Below are 15444 nucleotides of genomic sequence, written 5' to 3' on the forward strand. Positions count from 1 at the left end.
CGTGTCAGAGCGCTCAAGCGGATGCCGTCTCTTGTATCCTGCGTACCCGGGCTGGCCGTGCGGCCTACCAGACCAACCAGGCGAAAAGCGCTGACACCAGCCCCAGCGCGGCGGTGCTGGTGATCCAGAAGCTGTCTACGCTGGGCCGTGCAGCCCAGACGCCCAGGCCTTGGTAGGCCAGTTGGTAGCCGCCATACAGCCCGGCGCCCCACAACAGGGTGGTGTAGATGAGCAAAGGGGCCAAGGTGATGCGGTAGCAGCGCAGCAAAAATGCGCAAACGGCTTGCACCGCATCAGCCAGGTGATAAAGCGCCACCCAAGCCAGCCAGACGGTGGCCGCTTGTGCTACTTCAGGGTTGTTGGTGTAGGCCTGGGCCAGACGGTGGCGTCCCAGCATCAGCAGACCTGCGCACAGGGCTGCGGCACCCACTGCCAGGCCGATGCCCAGTCCTGCGGCATGCCGGGCCTTGCCCGGCTGACGGGCGCCAAGCCAGTAACCCGTGCGTGCGCTGCTGGCAATGCCCAGCGCCAAAGGCACCATGTAAAGCACTGAGGCCACGTTGGCTGCAATCTGGTGACTGGCCGATGCGGCTGCGCCCAGGCGGGCAATGAACAGCGCCATCAAGGTGAAAGAGGTGACCTCGACCATGATCGACAAACCCGCAGGCAAGCCCAGTTGCAAAAAGCGCCGGAGGGTATGCCAGTGGGGCATTTCAAGTCGCCGCCAGAGTCGGTAGGGGCTGTAAATGTCCTGCGTGCGCAGCATCCACAGCCCGGTGAGCATCATCAAGGTGTTCACGCAAAGGGTGGCCCAGGCGCATCCAACCACACCCAGGCCAGTCAGGCCTGCCAGGCCAAAGGTCAAGGCGAATGACAGGGGCACTTTGACCAACAAAGCGCCCGCCTGCAACCAGGTCACCAGACGGGGGTAGCCCAGACTCTGGTTGAGTGTGCTGTACATGCGAAACAGCTGAGAGGGCACCAGCGCCAGGGCCAGCACCCGCAGGTAGGCACGAACATCTGGCCAGAGATCGGCAGGCACATCGGTCCATGACAGCCAGGGATCGGGGAACCACAAAGCGCAAAATCCGGTGGCTGTCGCGCCCGCACAGATGTAGAGCGCCTGGCGAAATGAGGGGCCGATTTCGGCATGACGTCTGGCCCCGTGCAGCTCGGCCCAGACGGGCAGCAGCGCTTGCAGCATGCCGTTGAGGGCCACATAAATGCTGATGTATATCGACGATGCCAGTGACAGGACGGCCAGCGCATGGGGGCTGTATCGACCGGCGATCAGCGTGTCTGCCACCCCAAACGCCATGACCGCCAATTGCCCGACCAGCACAGTGCCCGCATGGCGGGCGATGGTACGCAACTCGGTCATGGCTCAGCGCAGAATCGGGCTCGCTGGTTGGGGGACTGCCGGGCCGAAGATGACGAAAGTTTCAAAACGGTCAGTCGGGCGTGTGACTTGGGCGCGTTCCGTCCAGCCCAGGGCCTCGATGTTGTGCGAGACCAGGGGCAGGTTTTGCTGGTCCACGATCAGCCAATCGCAACCGGGCTGCGGCTTTTGCATGGGCATCAGTTTTACATGAGCGTGGTACAGCAATCCGGCGCCTTGGGGTTTGGTGATGCCTGCATATTGCAAGCAACTGACGGGACCGGTGACTTCGCTGACTTTTTTCATGAAAGGTGCATAGCTGCGGGCATAGTCCAGCAGGGGTAGCCACAAAGTCGTCAGTAGCAACCAGCACAGGACGGCGCCGCTGGCTGGTAGTACCAGGCTTTTCCAGATGGCGGCGCGATGTGCGCCGGTGCGCCACTTGACCAGACCGGCCCAGGCCAGGGTAGCGATCAAGGCCAATGTGAAGGCCATGGCTGAAAATTCGGGCACGAATTCAGGGGCCAGGCGTTTCACATTGGCTGCGGGTTGGGCCGGTATCCCCGTTTGCATGGCCACCCAAACGACCCAGATGGTCAATGCGCAGACGCTGAAAAACAGCAAGGTGAACCAGTCGATCAAGGCGCTCAGGCTGCGTTTGAGGGTGGGCAGGGCAAAGGCGGCCAAAGTGGCAATGGCTGGCAGCGCAAGCAACAAGACCCGGTCGGATGTGCCTGTGAACCAGCTGGCGCCCACGATGACGATCACAAACCAAAGCGGTAAGGCCAGATGAGGATTTTCATCGATGTGTGTGAGTTGGCCCCGCCAGCGCCACAAAGACCAGATGGCCAATGGCCAGGCGGGCCAGGTGAACCAGGCGATCAATTGGGCCATGCCGTGAACATCCACCAATGCGTGGGGCACAACACGCCAGCGCCACAAATCCAAAGCGCCAGCAGTGGTGATGCACAACAGGCAGATGAGTGCCACCAGTCCCAGATCCAGCATGTTCAAGCGTCTGTGCGCCGGATCAAGGGGGGTCAAAGCGCAGATCACCGAACCACCTGCGCCCAGCATCAACGCCAGACTGGGGGCGCCCGAGAGGGTCAGTCCCAGCATGCTGGCTGCGATGGCCAGTCTGCCGAGCTGACGGTGACGTGCCAGGTTGGTCAGGCCAAAAAACAACAAGGAGCCAAAGGCCAGTTGCATGAGAAAAGGCGTGGTTTCGTGAGAGCGATGCGCCAGACCCAGGCAGGCCAGCAAGGCCAGCAAGCCCCCATCGGCCAACGCGCAGGCGTAGTCGGCGGGCTGGGCTTCTCCGCCAAATGCAAATGCCACAGGCTGTGCCGCAGGATGGCGGGCCAGGGCGTACACGCTGTACCAGGTGGCCATCAGCGTGAGGGTCAGCATCAGGACAAAAGGTGCCTGTGCAAAAACGGCTTCCCAGCCCGTCGGTGCTAATTTGATGGCCAAGGCGCCCAGCCAATGGGGCAACAAAGCCAGGTTGTCATCCACTTGGCCCAGCAGCATGGGCTTGAGCCAGCTGACGGTGTCTCCAGTCGTCGGCTTGGCCAGTTGCAGCATGTAACCCAGGGCTTCGACGTCTTGTGATTTCCAGGGGGATCGCCCCCAGAAACCCGGCAAAACATAGGCCACGCACAGTAAAAGCAAGGCCAGACGCGGCAGGCGCCGGACCGCGTGTTGAGAGACGATGGCTGGGGTGGGATGGTTCACGGAGTCAGAAGATAGCAGGTTCAGGCCGGGATGGGTGCAAAGCTTGTGCGCCTGTCACGCGCAGAAGTTGTGGCTGCGGGATGCCGGGGCTGAAGAAACAGGGCCAGAAGGCGCACCACCATAGAAAAAGGGCAGGCCGGTTTCCCGGGCTGCCCTTTGGCGGTTGCCAACCGCAATTACTTGGCTGTGGAAATCTTGCCGAAGCGGTTGCGGAATTTCTCCACGCGGCCACCCATGTTGTCCACCGACTTTTGCGTGCCGGTGTAGAAGGGGTGCGATTCGCTGGTCGTGTCCAGCTTGTACAGAGGCAGCTCGCGACCGTCTTCCATCTTGATCATTTCTTTGGTGTTAGCGCATGAGCGGGTCACGAACTTGAAACCGTTGGACATGTCCTGGAAGCAAATTTCACGGTAGTTGGGGTGAATGCCGTCTTTCATGGGAAATCCTTTTATTTTCGCTACGGTAGCCACACTTCAGCCTATCTGAGTGCACTTTCCGCAAAACCTGACGATTATAGAGCATCAACCACCGCGTCGCATCATGTCGAAGAATTCGGAGTTGTTCTTGGTCGCTTTCATGCTCTTCAAGACCATCTCCATCGCCTCAATTTCGTCCATGTTGTACATGAATTGGCGCAGGATTCGCGTTTTTTGCAGCACTTCGGGTTGCAAGAGCAGCTCTTCTCGACGGGTGCCGCTGCGGTTGAGGTTAATGGCCGGGAACACGCGTTTTTCGTACAGACGGCGTTCCAGGTGGATTTCGCAGTTGCCGGTGCCCTTGAATTCTTCAAAGATCACCTCGTCCATGCGGCTGCCGGTGTCAACGAGGGCCGTGGCGATGATGGTGAGTGAGCCACCTTCTTCCACATTGCGGGCCGCACCAAAGAAGCGCTTGGGGCGCTGCAGGGCGTTGGCATCCACACCGCCTGAGAGCACTTTGCCCGATGAGGGCACCACGTTGTTGTAGGCGCGGGCCAGGCGGGTGATCGAGTCCAGCAAGATCACCACGTCTTTTTTCAGCTCAACCAGGCGCTTGGCGCGCTCGATCACCATTTCGGCCACGTGCACGTGTCGCGAAGCGGGTTCATCAAAGGTAGACGAGATCACTTCGCCACGCACACTGCGCTGCATTTCGGTCACTTCTTCCGGACGTTCGTCGACCAGCAAGACCATCAGGTGCACATCGGGGTAGTTGGCTGTGATGGCGTGCGCGATCTGCTGCATCATCACGGTCTTGCCCGACTTGGGCTGCGCCACGATCAGCGCGCGCTGGCCACGGCCCAGCGGCGCAATGATGTCAATCACGCGGGAGGTGATGTTTTCTTCGCCCTTGATGTCGCGCTCCAGACGCATCTGCTCCTTTGGAAACAGTGGCGTCAAGTTCTCGAACATGACCTTGTGCTTGTTGTTCTCGGGCAGATCGTCATTGACCTTATCGAGCTTGGTCAGGGCAAAGTAGCGCTCGCCGTCTTTGGGGATGCGCACTTCGCCTTCAATCATGTCACCGGTGTGCAGGTTAAAGCGCCGTACCTGGCTGGGGCTGATGTAGATGTCGTCTGTAGAGGCTGTGTAGCTGGAGTCGGGACTGCGCAAGAAGCCAAAGCCGTCCGGCAGGATTTCAAGCACACCATCAGCAAACACTTGTTCACCCGCTTTGGCGCGCTTTTTGATGATGGCAAACATCAGCTCCTGTTTGCGCATGCGGCCTGTGTTCTCGATTTCGAGGGTGTCGGCTTGCTTCAGGAGTTCGGACACATGAAGTGCCTTGAGTTCGTTCAAATGCATGGGATTTGGCCTGTGTCAAAACGATCCGGTGAGGATGCGTTTTCAGATAACCGGGTGGAAATGTTCAGAACCGAAAAGGCCCCGGGGTTGGGGACGGGTCTTTTTGGCGATCAAGGCTGGATTCCCTGTTGGGCTTGCCTTGCTCGGAAATTATGACAGGTTTTTAAATGAAGTTACAAAAACAAAAAACCGGACGCAAAGGTCCGGTTATCAGACTGCCCCAAAATTTGGGCGCAACGATCAGGCCAGTTGCTGATCAATGAAGGCGGTCAGTTGCGACTTGCTCATCGCGCCCACTTTAGTCGCTGCCAATTGACCATTTTTAAACAGCATCAGGGTGGGGATGCCGCGGATGCCAAACTTGGCCGGAATGTCGCGGTTTTCGTCGACGTTCATCTTGGCCACTTGCAGCTTGCCGTCGTAGGTGCCTGCCACTTCGTCCAGGATTGGTGCGATCATTTTGCAGGGACCGCACCATTCGGCCCAGAAGTCGACCACCACCGGTTGGCTTGACTGGAGCACGTCGGCTTCGAAAGTGGCGTCGGTAATGTGTTTGATCAGATCGCTGGCCATGGCCTTTTCCTTGTGAACATTGAAGATGCGGCTAAAGTTGCGCCTATTTTGACAGAATACCGTCGGGCTCACCTGTCACGTTTGAATTGTCAACACACAAATCTATGACTTTTTCCACCACATCCGCTGCCTTTGCCGAATCCATCGTCCTTGATGTGGAGGTGGCCATCGTCGGGGGCGGGCCTGCAGGCTTGATGGCTGCAGAGGTCTTGTCGCAAGCAGGTGTGTCGGTGCATTTGTTTGATGCCATGCCTTCGGTGGGCCGGAAATTCTTGTTGGCAGGTAAGGGTGGCTTGAATCTGACGCATTCCGAGGTGCCAGAAGCATTTGTCACTCGGTATGGCCCTCGCCAGCAAGAGGTGGCGTCATGGCTTGAGAAGATGGATGCCCAAGCAGTGCGTGATTGGGCACAGGGTCTGGGTATTGAAACTTTTGTGGGCAGCTCGGGTCGCGTGTTTCCGCAGGAAATGAAGGCGGCACCATTGCTCAGGGCATGGTTGCATCGTTTGCGTCAGCCGGCCTCGGGTGTGCCGGTGCAGTTTCACATGCGCCACCGCTGGCAAGGGTGGGCGGGTGACCATCTGGTGTTTGAGCGTACCGGCCTTGCCGGCGGCGCTTGTCGGGTACGGGCTCGAGCCACCGTGCTGGCTTTGGGCGGGGCCAGTTGGCCCCGTTTGGGCTCTGATGGGGCTTGGGCCCCGATGCTGGCACAGCAGGGTATTGTCATGGCGCCATGGCGCCCGGCCAATTGCGGATTTGATGTCATGGGGCGAGACGGGCGAGGCTGGACGGACCATTTTCGTACGCGTTTTGCAGGTCATCCGCTCAAGTCGGTGGCTTTGCGTGTAAATAGGGATGCCGGCGATGACTTGCCGCGTTTTGAACGTCAAGGTGAATTTGTCATCACCGAGGGCGGTGTGGAGGGCAGCCTGATTTACGCCGCGTCCGCTTTGTTGCGCGACGATCTGGAGCGAGGCGATGCAGCCCTGGTGCTCGATTTGCTGCCCGGAAAGTCAAGTGAGCAGGTGCTTAAGGAGGTTTGCTGGCCACGCGGCAGCCGCAGTCTGTCAAGTCATCTCAAGAGCCGTCTGGGTATTGATGGCGTCAAAATGGGTTTGGTGCATGAGTTGAACTCGTCCCAGACTCTGGCCAACCCGGAGGCGTTGGCGCTTCAGCTTAAAAACTTGTCCGTGTCGCTGAAAAATCCGAGACCCGTCTCCGAGGCGATTAGCTCAGCCGGGGGCGTCGTTTTGGATGGGTTGACCCAGGATTTGATGCTTTCGGCACGGCCTGGCGTTTACTGTGCAGGCGAAATGCTGGATTGGGAGGCCCCGACAGGCGGGTATTTGCTCACGGCTTGTCTGGCCAGTGGCTGGCGCGCTGGACAAGGCGTTTTGCTAAATTTTTAACAATTTCACACAAATGATGTATTCCTGTGACCGAGTTCATGCGTTGATGGTGGGTGAGTAACTTCATCCCATGAACGAGGTCGACATGACTCCAGATACTTCCAAAGAATACCAATGTGCCGTTGAGGAGGCAGCCAATGCTTTCATGAAAGTGATGGCGCTCAGAGGTTTCAGCGTACGTGATTACCCGCAGAACTTTGTGGCTCAAATGGCGCAACAAACACGTCTGGCCTTTGAAACCAACCGCATTGGCGCTCATGCCCATGCCGATGCACTGGTGTCCGAGTTGTTGCGTGCTGCCCCGCCCGTGCTCAAGCAAGTAGTGCCCGCCAAAGCCAAAGCCTTGCCGTTTCCCGCCTTGCGCCGTCGCATGGCTTGAAGCTGGCCCCGCCAAGCGTGGCTGCAGTGGCATCACAGCGCTGATGTTTACTTGAAAACTTTTTGTTAAAACAACCCGGCTGCCCATTCATGCGTGATGGGCGTCGGTTTTTGTCGTTCAAGAGGTCAGAAAGCACTTGGCTGTATGCAGATGGCGTGTTCGCCTACAGATTGTTTGAAGGGAAGTTGACGAGCCTTGACCCCGGCACTGGCTCCACAGTTAGGGCTGCTTGGTTCCCCACCTGACCCGGTTGGCCGCTTCACCATGCGGGAAGGCTCGTCGGAGGTGATTGTAGGCGAGCTTGAGGGATTTTCTGTGCGCTGACACTCTTTTCCTCTTGATATTCTGATTGTTGTTGACTTGACGTGCAGGGGGCAATGCTTGGGCTCATGAGCCCGATAGAATCGACAGCATGTCTTACCTCGTACTCGCGCGCAAATATCGCCCTCGTAATTTCACCGAAATGGTGGGGCAAGAGCATGTGGTGCAGGCCCTGACCAATGCCTTGGTGCAGCAGCGTTTGCACCATGCCTATCTGTTCACTGGCACCCGGGGTGTGGGCAAGACGACTGTCTCGCGCATTTTGGCCAAATCGCTCAATTGCCAGGGGGCCGATGGTCAGGGCGGCATCACCGCCGAGCCGTGCGGCGTTTGTCAGGCTTGCCGCGACATTGATGCCGGCCGGTTTGTGGACTACACCGAGTTGGATGCGGCCTCGAACCGGGGTGTGGACGAGGTTCAAAGTCTGTTGGAGCAAGCGGTTTACAAGCCAGTCCAAGGGCGCTTCAAGGTCTTCATGATCGACGAGGTGCACATGCTGACCAACACCGCGTTCAACGCGATGCTGAAAACCCTGGAAGAGCCCCCGGAATATCTGAAATTTGTACTGGCCACGACCGATCCGCAAAAAGTGCCGGTCACGGTGCTGTCGCGTTGCCTGCAGTTCAATTTGCGCCCGATGGCGCCCGAGACGGTTTTTGAGCACCTGACGCAAGTTCTGGCCGCCGAGCAATTGACGGCCGAGCCCCAGGCTTTGCGCCTGCTCTCGCGTGCTGCACGGGGTTCCATGCGTGATGCTTTGAGCCTGACCGACCAGGCGATTGCCTTTGGCAATGGCCAGTTGCAAGAGGCCGGTGTGCGCCAGATGCTGGGCAGCGTGGACCGCAGCCATGTGATGCAATTGATCCGCGCATTGGCCGAAGGCGACGGGGCCACTGTGGTCGCCCAGGTCAATGCCTTGCGCTTGCAAGGTGTGTCGGCCGCCGCCACGCTGGAAGATATGGCCATGCTGTTGCAGCGCATGGCGGTGATGCAGATGGTGCCGGGCTTGGCGCACGACGGCGATGACCCGGATGCCCAAGGCCTGGCCGATTTGGCCGAGCTCATGCCCGCCGAAGAAACCCAATTGCTCTACAGCCTGTGTTTGCATGGGCGCACCGAGTTGGGTCTGGCGCCGGACGAATATGCCGCTTTGACGATGGTCTTGTTGCGCTTGCTGGCCTTCAAACCCTCAGCAGCTTCGGCTGAAAAAAAAAGTCCGCGAATCAGCCCACAGCGGCTAACTGAGCCGGTTTCTGCGTCAGCGCGGGCTCCTGTGCCCACACCGCCGCAGGTCAAGCCGCCACCCCCACCCCTACCCCCGCCTCCGACTCCGCCTCCAGTCAAGCCGCAAGCCCCCGAGGACCGGTCTGCTGCGACCCACACCCGGTCGGACTCACCCCTTACCCAGGCCCCGCAGCTTGTGCCTCAGGCGCCAATGGCACGGGTAACGCCTGTGCTTTCGCAGGCTGCGGTGGACCAAAGTCCAGCGCCTGCGCCCGGACCTCCCGCTTCAGAGCCCCCCCCTTGGGAGGATTTGCACTATCCTGAAGACTATGTGAACAGCCATGACAGCGATGATGCTGTGGATGGGTTTGTGGCATCCCTGTCTGAGCAGGCGCCTCACGCGGAGGGCGCTTCGATCCGGACCTTGCCGGTGCGCGAAGCTTCCAGCTCGTCACGTGTAGACATTCCCAAGCCAGCCTCCATCGTGCTTGTGCCAACGCCGCAGGGCGATGTGTGGTTTGAGGCCATTCAGGGCCTGATGGCGCAAGAAGCCATCACGGCCTTGGTGCGTGAATTGGCTTTGCAGTCGCAACTGGTGGCGCGCGATGCCCAACTATGGACGCTGCGCATTGAACATGCGTCATTGAACCATTCGGCCAGCCGTGAGCGTTTGCAAGCGGCACTGCAAGCTGCGGGGCACGGCGATGTGCATTTGCAGATCGAAATGGGCGCCGTGACTGACAGCCCTTCCAGACGCCTTGCGGTGGCGGCCGCCGCCAAAATGGTGGCCGCAACGGAACTGATTGAAAACGACCCCCTGGTGCAGGCCATGGTGCGAGACTTTGGCGCGAAAATCGTGCCCGGCAGCATCAAGGTGATCTGAACCTGTCCCCTGCTCTTCACTTCAAACTAAAGGAAATACCATGTTCAACAAAGGACAACTGGCAGGCTTGATGAAACAAGCCCAGGCCATGCAAGACAACCTCAAAAAGGCCCAGGACGAACTGGCTTTTGTCGAAGTCGAAGGCCAGTCGGGCTCCGGTATGGTCAAAGTGCTGATGACCTGCAAACACAATGTGCGCCGCGTGACCATCGACCCCAGTTTGCTGGCCGATGACAAGGACATGCTGGAAGATCTGGTCGCTGCAGCTTTCAATGATGCGGTGCGCCAAGCCGAAGAAGTTTCCCAGCAAAAAATGGGCAAACTCACCGCAGGTCTGCCTCCCGGCATGAAACTGCCTTTCTGAGGGCTTGACCACGCATGGCCGATACACACGCCTTAGCCACTTTGGTGCAAGCCCTTAAAGGTTTGCCGGGGGTGGGCATCAAGTCGGCTCAGCGCATGGCGTTTCAGCTCTTGCAAAACGACCGGGCCACAGCACGGCAGTTGGCATCGGCTTTGCAAAATGCGGTGGACAACGTGCGCCACTGTGAGTGCTGTCACACCTTCACGGAAGCCGAGTTGTGTGACACCTGTCAGGACGCCACGCGAGACCGTTCGCTCTTGTGCGTCATTGAAACGCCTGCCGACCAGTCGGCCATTGAGCGCACAGGCACCTACCGGGGTTTGTACTTTGTGCTGATGGGCAAACTCAGCCCCTTGGATGGCATTGGTCCCCATGACATTGGTTTGGCCAAACTCAAACAACGTGTCATGGACGGTGTGGTGAGCGAGGTGATTTTGGCCACCAACTTCACGGCCGAGGGCGAGGCCACGGCCCATGTCATCTCGGAGATGATTCGCCAAAATGGGCTGCGGGTCACGCGGCTGGCACGAGGCGTGCCTGCAGGCAGCGAACTTGAATATGTGGACCTGGGCACCATCGCCCATGCCTTGGTGGATCGGCGTTGAGCGCAAGACCCCGCCGCACCTACTTGCAATCCATTACGTGAAAACCCGCTCGGGATCACTCCCGATGTGCACAAGCTGGCCTGTTCGTATGCTGGAGTCATCGAATAGTCGATGTTCACTGGAGTAAGGTCTTGTCTGCAGCTGTTTACCGTCGTCGTGCACTTTTGAAGGCAGTTGGTGCTGCTTTTTTGGGCGCCCGTACAAGCCGTGCCGCAGTGGAATCAAACCGCACCCCCTTGCGCGTGACCGTGGCTTTGGCAGCTCGGCAAAGTCTTTATCAGTTGCCACTGACTTTGGCTGAGCAATTGGGGTATTTCAAGCAGGCTGGCCTGGCGGTGGAATGGCAGTCACATGAGGCGGGTGCCAAAGCGGTGTCCAGCGCCCTTCAAGGCCAAGCCGATGTGGTGGGGGGCGCGTTTGAGCACTTGTTTGGATTGCACGAAAAGGGGCTGAATTATCAGGCTTTTGTCTTGTTGGGCCGAACCCCACAGGTCAGTTTTGGGGTGGCTACACACAAGGATCTGCGCTCAGTGCTGGCGCTCAAAGGGGCTCGTGTTGGCGTGTCGGCACTTGATTCAAGCACCCACTGGATGGCGTGCCAGTGGTTGCTGCAAAACGGCTTGCTGCCTGAAGATGTGACCTTCGTGGAGGTGGGGTCGTCCTTCGGTGTCATAGATGCCTTGCGCAGTGGCAATATTGATGCACTGTGCAATCTTGATCCGATCATGTACGGGTTGGAGCAAAAAAATGAAATCCGTTTGCTGGGCGAAGCCAGAACCTTGGCCGCAACACGCAAAGTGATGGGCGGTTCAGTGCCGGGAGCCAGTCTGTTTGCCAGGGCGGAGTTTTTGCAACAGCAGCCTGCGGTGGTACAGGCTCTGACCGACGGTGTGGTGCATGCACTCAAATGGCTACAGACGGCGGGTTTGACCGATATCCTGAAAGCCGTGCCGTCCCATCACTGGATGGGAGACAGGGCCATGTATCTGGGTGCCTTTGAAAAATTGCGCGAATCGTATGCGGTGGATGGCCTGATTCCGCAGGAGGGGGTTTTCAATGCCTGGCGGGCGCATTCGCGCTTGCCCGGCATGGTGCATTCGAGCCGATTGCCTCGGGCGTACACCAATGTCTTCGCAGTCAAGGCCAAAGAACGTTTCGAGTTGTGATCGGTTGGAACCGCTCCCGCTGGGATAAGACTCAGCGCCGGGCTTTGGCCGGGGCGGAGTGCTGCGCCGTGGTGTGACTGCGTGGGGCTGTTTTGCCCATCGCAGGTTTGGTGACCCGCCGTGGTGCTTGTGAGGGCATCAGGATGGTCAGACTCTGGTTTGCGCTCAAAATGGCATTGATTTTCAGGTTGTTCCAAGCCGCCATGTTGGCGGCTGTTACCCCATATCTGGCGGCCAGGCTGGCCAGGGAGTCCCCTTTGTGGGCTTTGACAGAGATGCGTTTGAGGACAATTTCCGGGGCCAAAGACAGATGGCCATTTTCTGCCATCTGTTGCGTCACATCGTTGTTCAGTTGTCCCTTGCGATGCACAAGCAGTGTGGAGCCCGCTTTGACCATCATCTGAGGCGGAATGCCATTGACAGAGCGCAACTGATCGATGGGCATGTTCAGTTGCTGCGCTACTTCTTCGGGCTTCATGGTACGCGGCGCCTGCCAGGCGGTCCAGGTGGCCAGCGGCAAATTGGCGTGGGCCTGGAGCTTCTCTTCAAAAATGGTGGCATTGTCCCAGGGCAGCAGAATTTGCGGCGTACCAGCGGCCAGGATGACCGGCCGTTTCATGGAGGGGTTGAGGGCCTTGAAGTCTTCCAGGCTGACCGAAGCCAGCTTGACCGCCACCGCCACATCAATGTCGCGCTCAATCGGCACGCTCTTGAAGTAAGGGTGGTTTTGGATCAGCGGCAGTTGCGTGCTGAAGGCCTCGGGTTGCGCCACGATGTTTTTCACGGCTTGCAGCTTGGGCACGTAATAGCGTGTCTCGTTGGGCATATTCAAGTCGCTGTAGCTCAAAGGTTTGCCTTGCGCCTTGTTGCGGGCCAGTGCCCGGCCTACGCTGCCTTCGCCCCAGTTGTAGGCGGCCAGTGCCAGATGCCAGTCACCAAACATGCCATAGAGCTTTTGCAGGTAATCGAGCGCTGCACGCGTGGATTCCAGCACATCGCGTCGGTCATCGCGAAACAGATTTTGTTTCAGGTCGAAATACTTGCCTGTGGCCGGCATGAACTGCCACATGCCTGCGGCATTGGCGCTCGACACGGCCTGGGGATTAAAGGCCGACTCGATGAAGGGCAGCAGGGCCAGCTCGGTGGGCATTTTGCGCCGCTCCAGCTCCTCGACGATGTGAAACAAATAGGGACGTGAACGCTCGGTCATGCGCAAGATGTAATCCGGTCGGCTTGAATACCACTGCTCGCGGTTGCGCACCAGGTCATTGTCCAGGTCAGGCATGGCAAAGCCCCGCCGAATCCGCTCCCACACGTCGGTCGGTGGTGTCAGCCCAAGGTTGCCATGGGGCTTGAGTGAGACAGGACGCTCTGCGGTCTGTTCGGCATCGGCCACCATTCGGGCTGCTGGCTGTGCGGTGGGTGCGTTCATGCCCGGGAGGGGGGGCGGTGGTGTGGCGGTGCCAGAAGTCGTAGCGCAGCCGACCAGCCATAAGACCAGAGACAGCCCCAGGCCCATGAGCAGTCTCTGGGGCCTCTGGCCGTCAATGTGCGGTTTCAAGGATAAGTTCATCGGAAGTCGTTTTTCCAGGCGCGCAATGCGGCAAACGTTGAGATATCGTCCACCGCTTGGGCATCATGGTCCTTGAGCGCAGCAACCACACTGGGGCTGCGGCTGCGCAAAAAGGGGTTGATGGCCAGTTCCGTGGACAATGCCACGGGCAGGGTGGGCAAGCCTTGTTCACGCAGGGCTTGGCAGACGCGAGTGTAGGTTTGCAATGCCGTATTGTCCGGGTCGACGGCCAGTGCAAATTTCAGATTCGACAGCGTGTACTCATGGGCACAGCAAACCCGGGTGTCGCCGGGCAGGGTGGCCAAGCGGTCAAGCGAGTCCAGCATTTGGGCCGGTGTTCCTTCAAAAAGCCGTCCACAACCGCCTGAAAACAAGGTGTCGCCACAAAACAAAATGGGGGCCTGCCCTGGAGGCTGGCCCCAGAAAGCCACATGACCTGCGGTGTGTCCGGGTACATCAAACACATTCAGTGTCAAGCTGTGCCAGGTCACGCTGTCGCCTTGTTGTACACCTGTGGTGGCCAAGGGCAAGGGTTCCAGTACCGGGGCCAATACCTTGGCCTGACTGGCCGACACCAAGGCCGCAACGCCGCCCGTGTGATCCGCATGGTGGTGCGTGACTAGAATCATGTCCAACTGCACCCCTGGATGCAACTGGAGCCATTGCATCACGGGCGCACTGTCCCCGGGATCGACCACCAAGGCGTGGTGGTCATCGTGCAACAACCAAATGTAGTTGTCTGAAAACGCAGGCAAGGCAATGAGTTTCATGGAGCCTCAGATTATAGAAAGTAAGCATTCATCCGCAGCTTGGCTGGCCGGTTTGGGTCAGCCCGTGGCCACACGCTTGCTGAGCTGGGAACAACAACAGGCCGATGAACTGCTGGCCGATGTGTTTGGTTACCACGCGGTGCAATTGGGCTGGCCTGAACTGCAAGCGTTGCGCACCAACCGCATGCCGCACCGCTGGATGGCCCAACCGGAGTTCGAATTCAATACATCGATGTGGGGTGCATCCGACATTGTCACTGATCTTTGCCTGGACAGCCGTGCCTGGCCATGGCCTGCTGACAGCCTGGATCTGGTGGTGTTGCCCCACACCCTGGAACGGTCCATGGACCCTCATGCCTGCTTGCGCGAGGTCGCACGTGTGTTGATCCCTGAAGGACAACTGCTGATCACCGGTTTGAATCCACTGAGTTGTTGGGGCTGGCAGCAAACGCGCAGCCATCGCCGAGGAGGTCAAATTGATGCCCCGACGACCGCATTGCTGGCTTACCAACGTTTGCGTGATTGGTTGCGCTTGCTCGGTTTTGAGGTTCAAGTCAGCCGTTTTGGTGGGTGGACGCCCGCTTTGGGCAGTGAGCGCTGGATGCAGCGGCTGAGCTGGATGGATGCCATGGGGCAGCGCTGGTGTCCGATTCTGGGTGGGGTTTATCTGCTGTTGGCCACCAAAAGGGTGCCGGGCGGCCTCTTGCTCAATGGGCGGCGCTGGCGCACGGTACGATCGCCCGCTGCAGCGACCGTGCCACTGGCCCGGTCAGACACCACCATTGGCCGACAGGCGGCCTCGAAAGACATTGTTGAACCACGTTGAAATCCATACCGATGGGGCTTGCAAAGGCAACCCCGGTCCCGGCGGCTGGGGCGTTCGCCTGCAGTCGGGCAAGCATGTGCACGAGCTTTTTGGTGGCGAGCTGGGCACCACCAACAACCGCATGGAGCTGACCGCCGTCATTGAAGGACTCAAGGCGCTCAAGCGTCCTTGCAAGGTGACCTTGTACCTGGACAGCGAATACGTGCGAAAAGGCATCACCGAGTGGATTCACGGCTGGAAAGCCAAAGGCTGGCGCACGGCGGCCAAGCAGCCCGTCAAAAACGTTGAGCTTTGGCAAGCCCTGGATCACGTGGTGTCCACTTCGGGACATCAGATCGAATGGCGCTGGGTCAAGGGCCATGCGGGCGATCCGGGCAATGAGCGCGCCGATGCGCTGGCCAATCAAGGCGTGGCGCAGGTTTTAGGGCGTTAAGGGAGCGCTGAGGGGGCGCATG

Annotated in this window: 15 protein-coding genes and 1 other RNA gene; 8 read left to right on the forward strand and 8 right to left on the reverse strand. The window is 58.9% G+C overall.

Going from position 1 to position 15444, the window contains the following annotated elements:
- Positions 1-64 precede the first annotated feature (64 nt).
- The 5 genes from B9Z51_RS13695 to trxA form a co-directional block, all read right to left on the reverse strand.
- Positions 65-1381 carry an MATE family efflux transporter gene (locus B9Z51_RS13695; RefSeq protein ID WP_108375615.1) on the reverse strand — a complete coding sequence of 439 codons (1317 nt, stop codon included), beginning with the start codon at positions 1379-1381 and terminating at the stop codon, positions 65-67.
- A 3-nt stretch (positions 1382-1384) separates the two neighbouring features.
- Complete coding sequence (locus B9Z51_RS13700) at positions 1385-3112, reverse strand: hypothetical protein (RefSeq protein WP_108375617.1); 1728 nt, start codon at positions 3110-3112, stop codon at positions 1385-1387.
- Positions 3113-3288: 176 nt separating this feature from the next.
- On the reverse strand, positions 3289-3549 hold the full coding sequence (locus B9Z51_RS13705) for a type B 50S ribosomal protein L31 (RefSeq protein WP_108375619.1): 261 nt from the start codon (positions 3547-3549) through the stop codon (positions 3289-3291).
- 84 nt (positions 3550-3633) lie between these two features.
- Positions 3634-4896, reverse strand: a complete 1263-nt coding sequence (rho, locus tag B9Z51_RS13710) for a transcription termination factor Rho (RefSeq protein ID WP_108375621.1) — start codon at positions 4894-4896, stop codon at positions 3634-3636.
- Positions 4897-5136: 240 nt separating this feature from the next.
- Positions 5137-5469, reverse strand: coding sequence for a thioredoxin TrxA (gene trxA, locus B9Z51_RS13715; protein WP_108375623.1), 333 nt, complete (start codon positions 5467-5469; stop codon positions 5137-5139).
- 104 nt (positions 5470-5573) lie between these two features.
- Between trxA and B9Z51_RS13720 the strand changes: the two genes are divergently transcribed.
- Together B9Z51_RS13720 and B9Z51_RS13725 are read left to right on the forward strand one after the other, a co-directional pair.
- Positions 5574-6878 carry a TIGR03862 family flavoprotein gene (locus B9Z51_RS13720; RefSeq protein WP_108375625.1) on the forward strand — a complete coding sequence of 435 codons (1305 nt, stop codon included), beginning with the start codon at positions 5574-5576 and terminating at the stop codon, positions 6876-6878.
- A gap of 85 nt (positions 6879-6963) precedes the next feature.
- The gene (locus tag B9Z51_RS13725) at positions 6964-7257 is read left to right on the forward strand and encodes a hypothetical protein (protein ID WP_108376018.1); all 294 of its coding nucleotides are present in this window, start codon (positions 6964-6966) and stop codon (positions 7255-7257) included.
- A gap of 184 nt (positions 7258-7441) precedes the next feature.
- Here the strand turns inward: B9Z51_RS13725 and ffs are convergent.
- Positions 7442-7538: signal recognition particle sRNA small type (ffs, locus tag B9Z51_RS13730), an RNA gene on the reverse strand.
- Positions 7539-7669: 131 nt separating this feature from the next.
- Between ffs and dnaX the strand changes: the two genes are divergently transcribed.
- From dnaX to B9Z51_RS13750, 4 genes are all read left to right on the forward strand, one after another.
- Positions 7670-9685, forward strand: coding sequence for a DNA polymerase III subunit gamma/tau (gene dnaX / locus B9Z51_RS13735; protein ID WP_108375627.1), 2016 nt, complete (start codon positions 7670-7672; stop codon positions 9683-9685).
- A 40-nt stretch (positions 9686-9725) separates the two neighbouring features.
- On the forward strand, positions 9726-10049 hold the full coding sequence (locus B9Z51_RS13740; RefSeq protein ID WP_090143009.1) for a YbaB/EbfC family nucleoid-associated protein: 324 nt from the start codon (positions 9726-9728) through the stop codon (positions 10047-10049).
- Between the two features lie 14 nt (positions 10050-10063).
- A complete protein-coding gene (gene recR, locus B9Z51_RS13745; RefSeq protein ID WP_108375629.1) occupies positions 10064-10654 on the forward strand; it encodes a recombination mediator RecR in 591 nt (196 codons plus the stop codon).
- A gap of 131 nt (positions 10655-10785) precedes the next feature.
- Complete coding sequence (locus tag B9Z51_RS13750) at positions 10786-11820, forward strand: ABC transporter substrate-binding protein (RefSeq protein ID WP_233254971.1); 1035 nt, start codon at positions 10786-10788, stop codon at positions 11818-11820.
- Between the two features lie 31 nt (positions 11821-11851).
- On the opposite strand, the gene B9Z51_RS13755 is transcribed toward B9Z51_RS13750, so the two are convergent.
- On the reverse strand, positions 11852-13339 hold the full coding sequence (locus B9Z51_RS13755) for a transglycosylase SLT domain-containing protein (protein WP_199227551.1): 1488 nt from the start codon (positions 13337-13339) through the stop codon (positions 11852-11854).
- A 50-nt stretch (positions 13340-13389) separates the two neighbouring features.
- A complete protein-coding gene (gene gloB, locus B9Z51_RS13760) occupies positions 13390-14163 on the reverse strand; it encodes a hydroxyacylglutathione hydrolase (RefSeq protein ID WP_108375635.1) in 774 nt (257 codons plus the stop codon).
- Here gloB and B9Z51_RS13765 point away from each other — a divergent pair.
- A complete protein-coding gene (locus B9Z51_RS13765; RefSeq protein ID WP_108375637.1) occupies positions 14162-14989 on the forward strand; it encodes a class I SAM-dependent methyltransferase in 828 nt (275 codons plus the stop codon). The genes gloB and B9Z51_RS13765 overlap by 2 nt on opposite strands.
- Positions 14976-15422, forward strand: coding sequence for a ribonuclease HI (gene rnhA / locus B9Z51_RS13770; protein WP_108375639.1), 447 nt, complete (start codon positions 14976-14978; stop codon positions 15420-15422). The genes B9Z51_RS13765 and rnhA overlap by 14 nt, the downstream gene beginning before the upstream one ends.
- Positions 15423-15444 lie beyond the last annotated feature (22 nt).

This window comes from Limnohabitans sp. T6-5 (genome assembly GCF_003063315.1).
Classification (GTDB): domain Bacteria; phylum Pseudomonadota; class Gammaproteobacteria; order Burkholderiales; family Burkholderiaceae_C; genus Limnohabitans_A.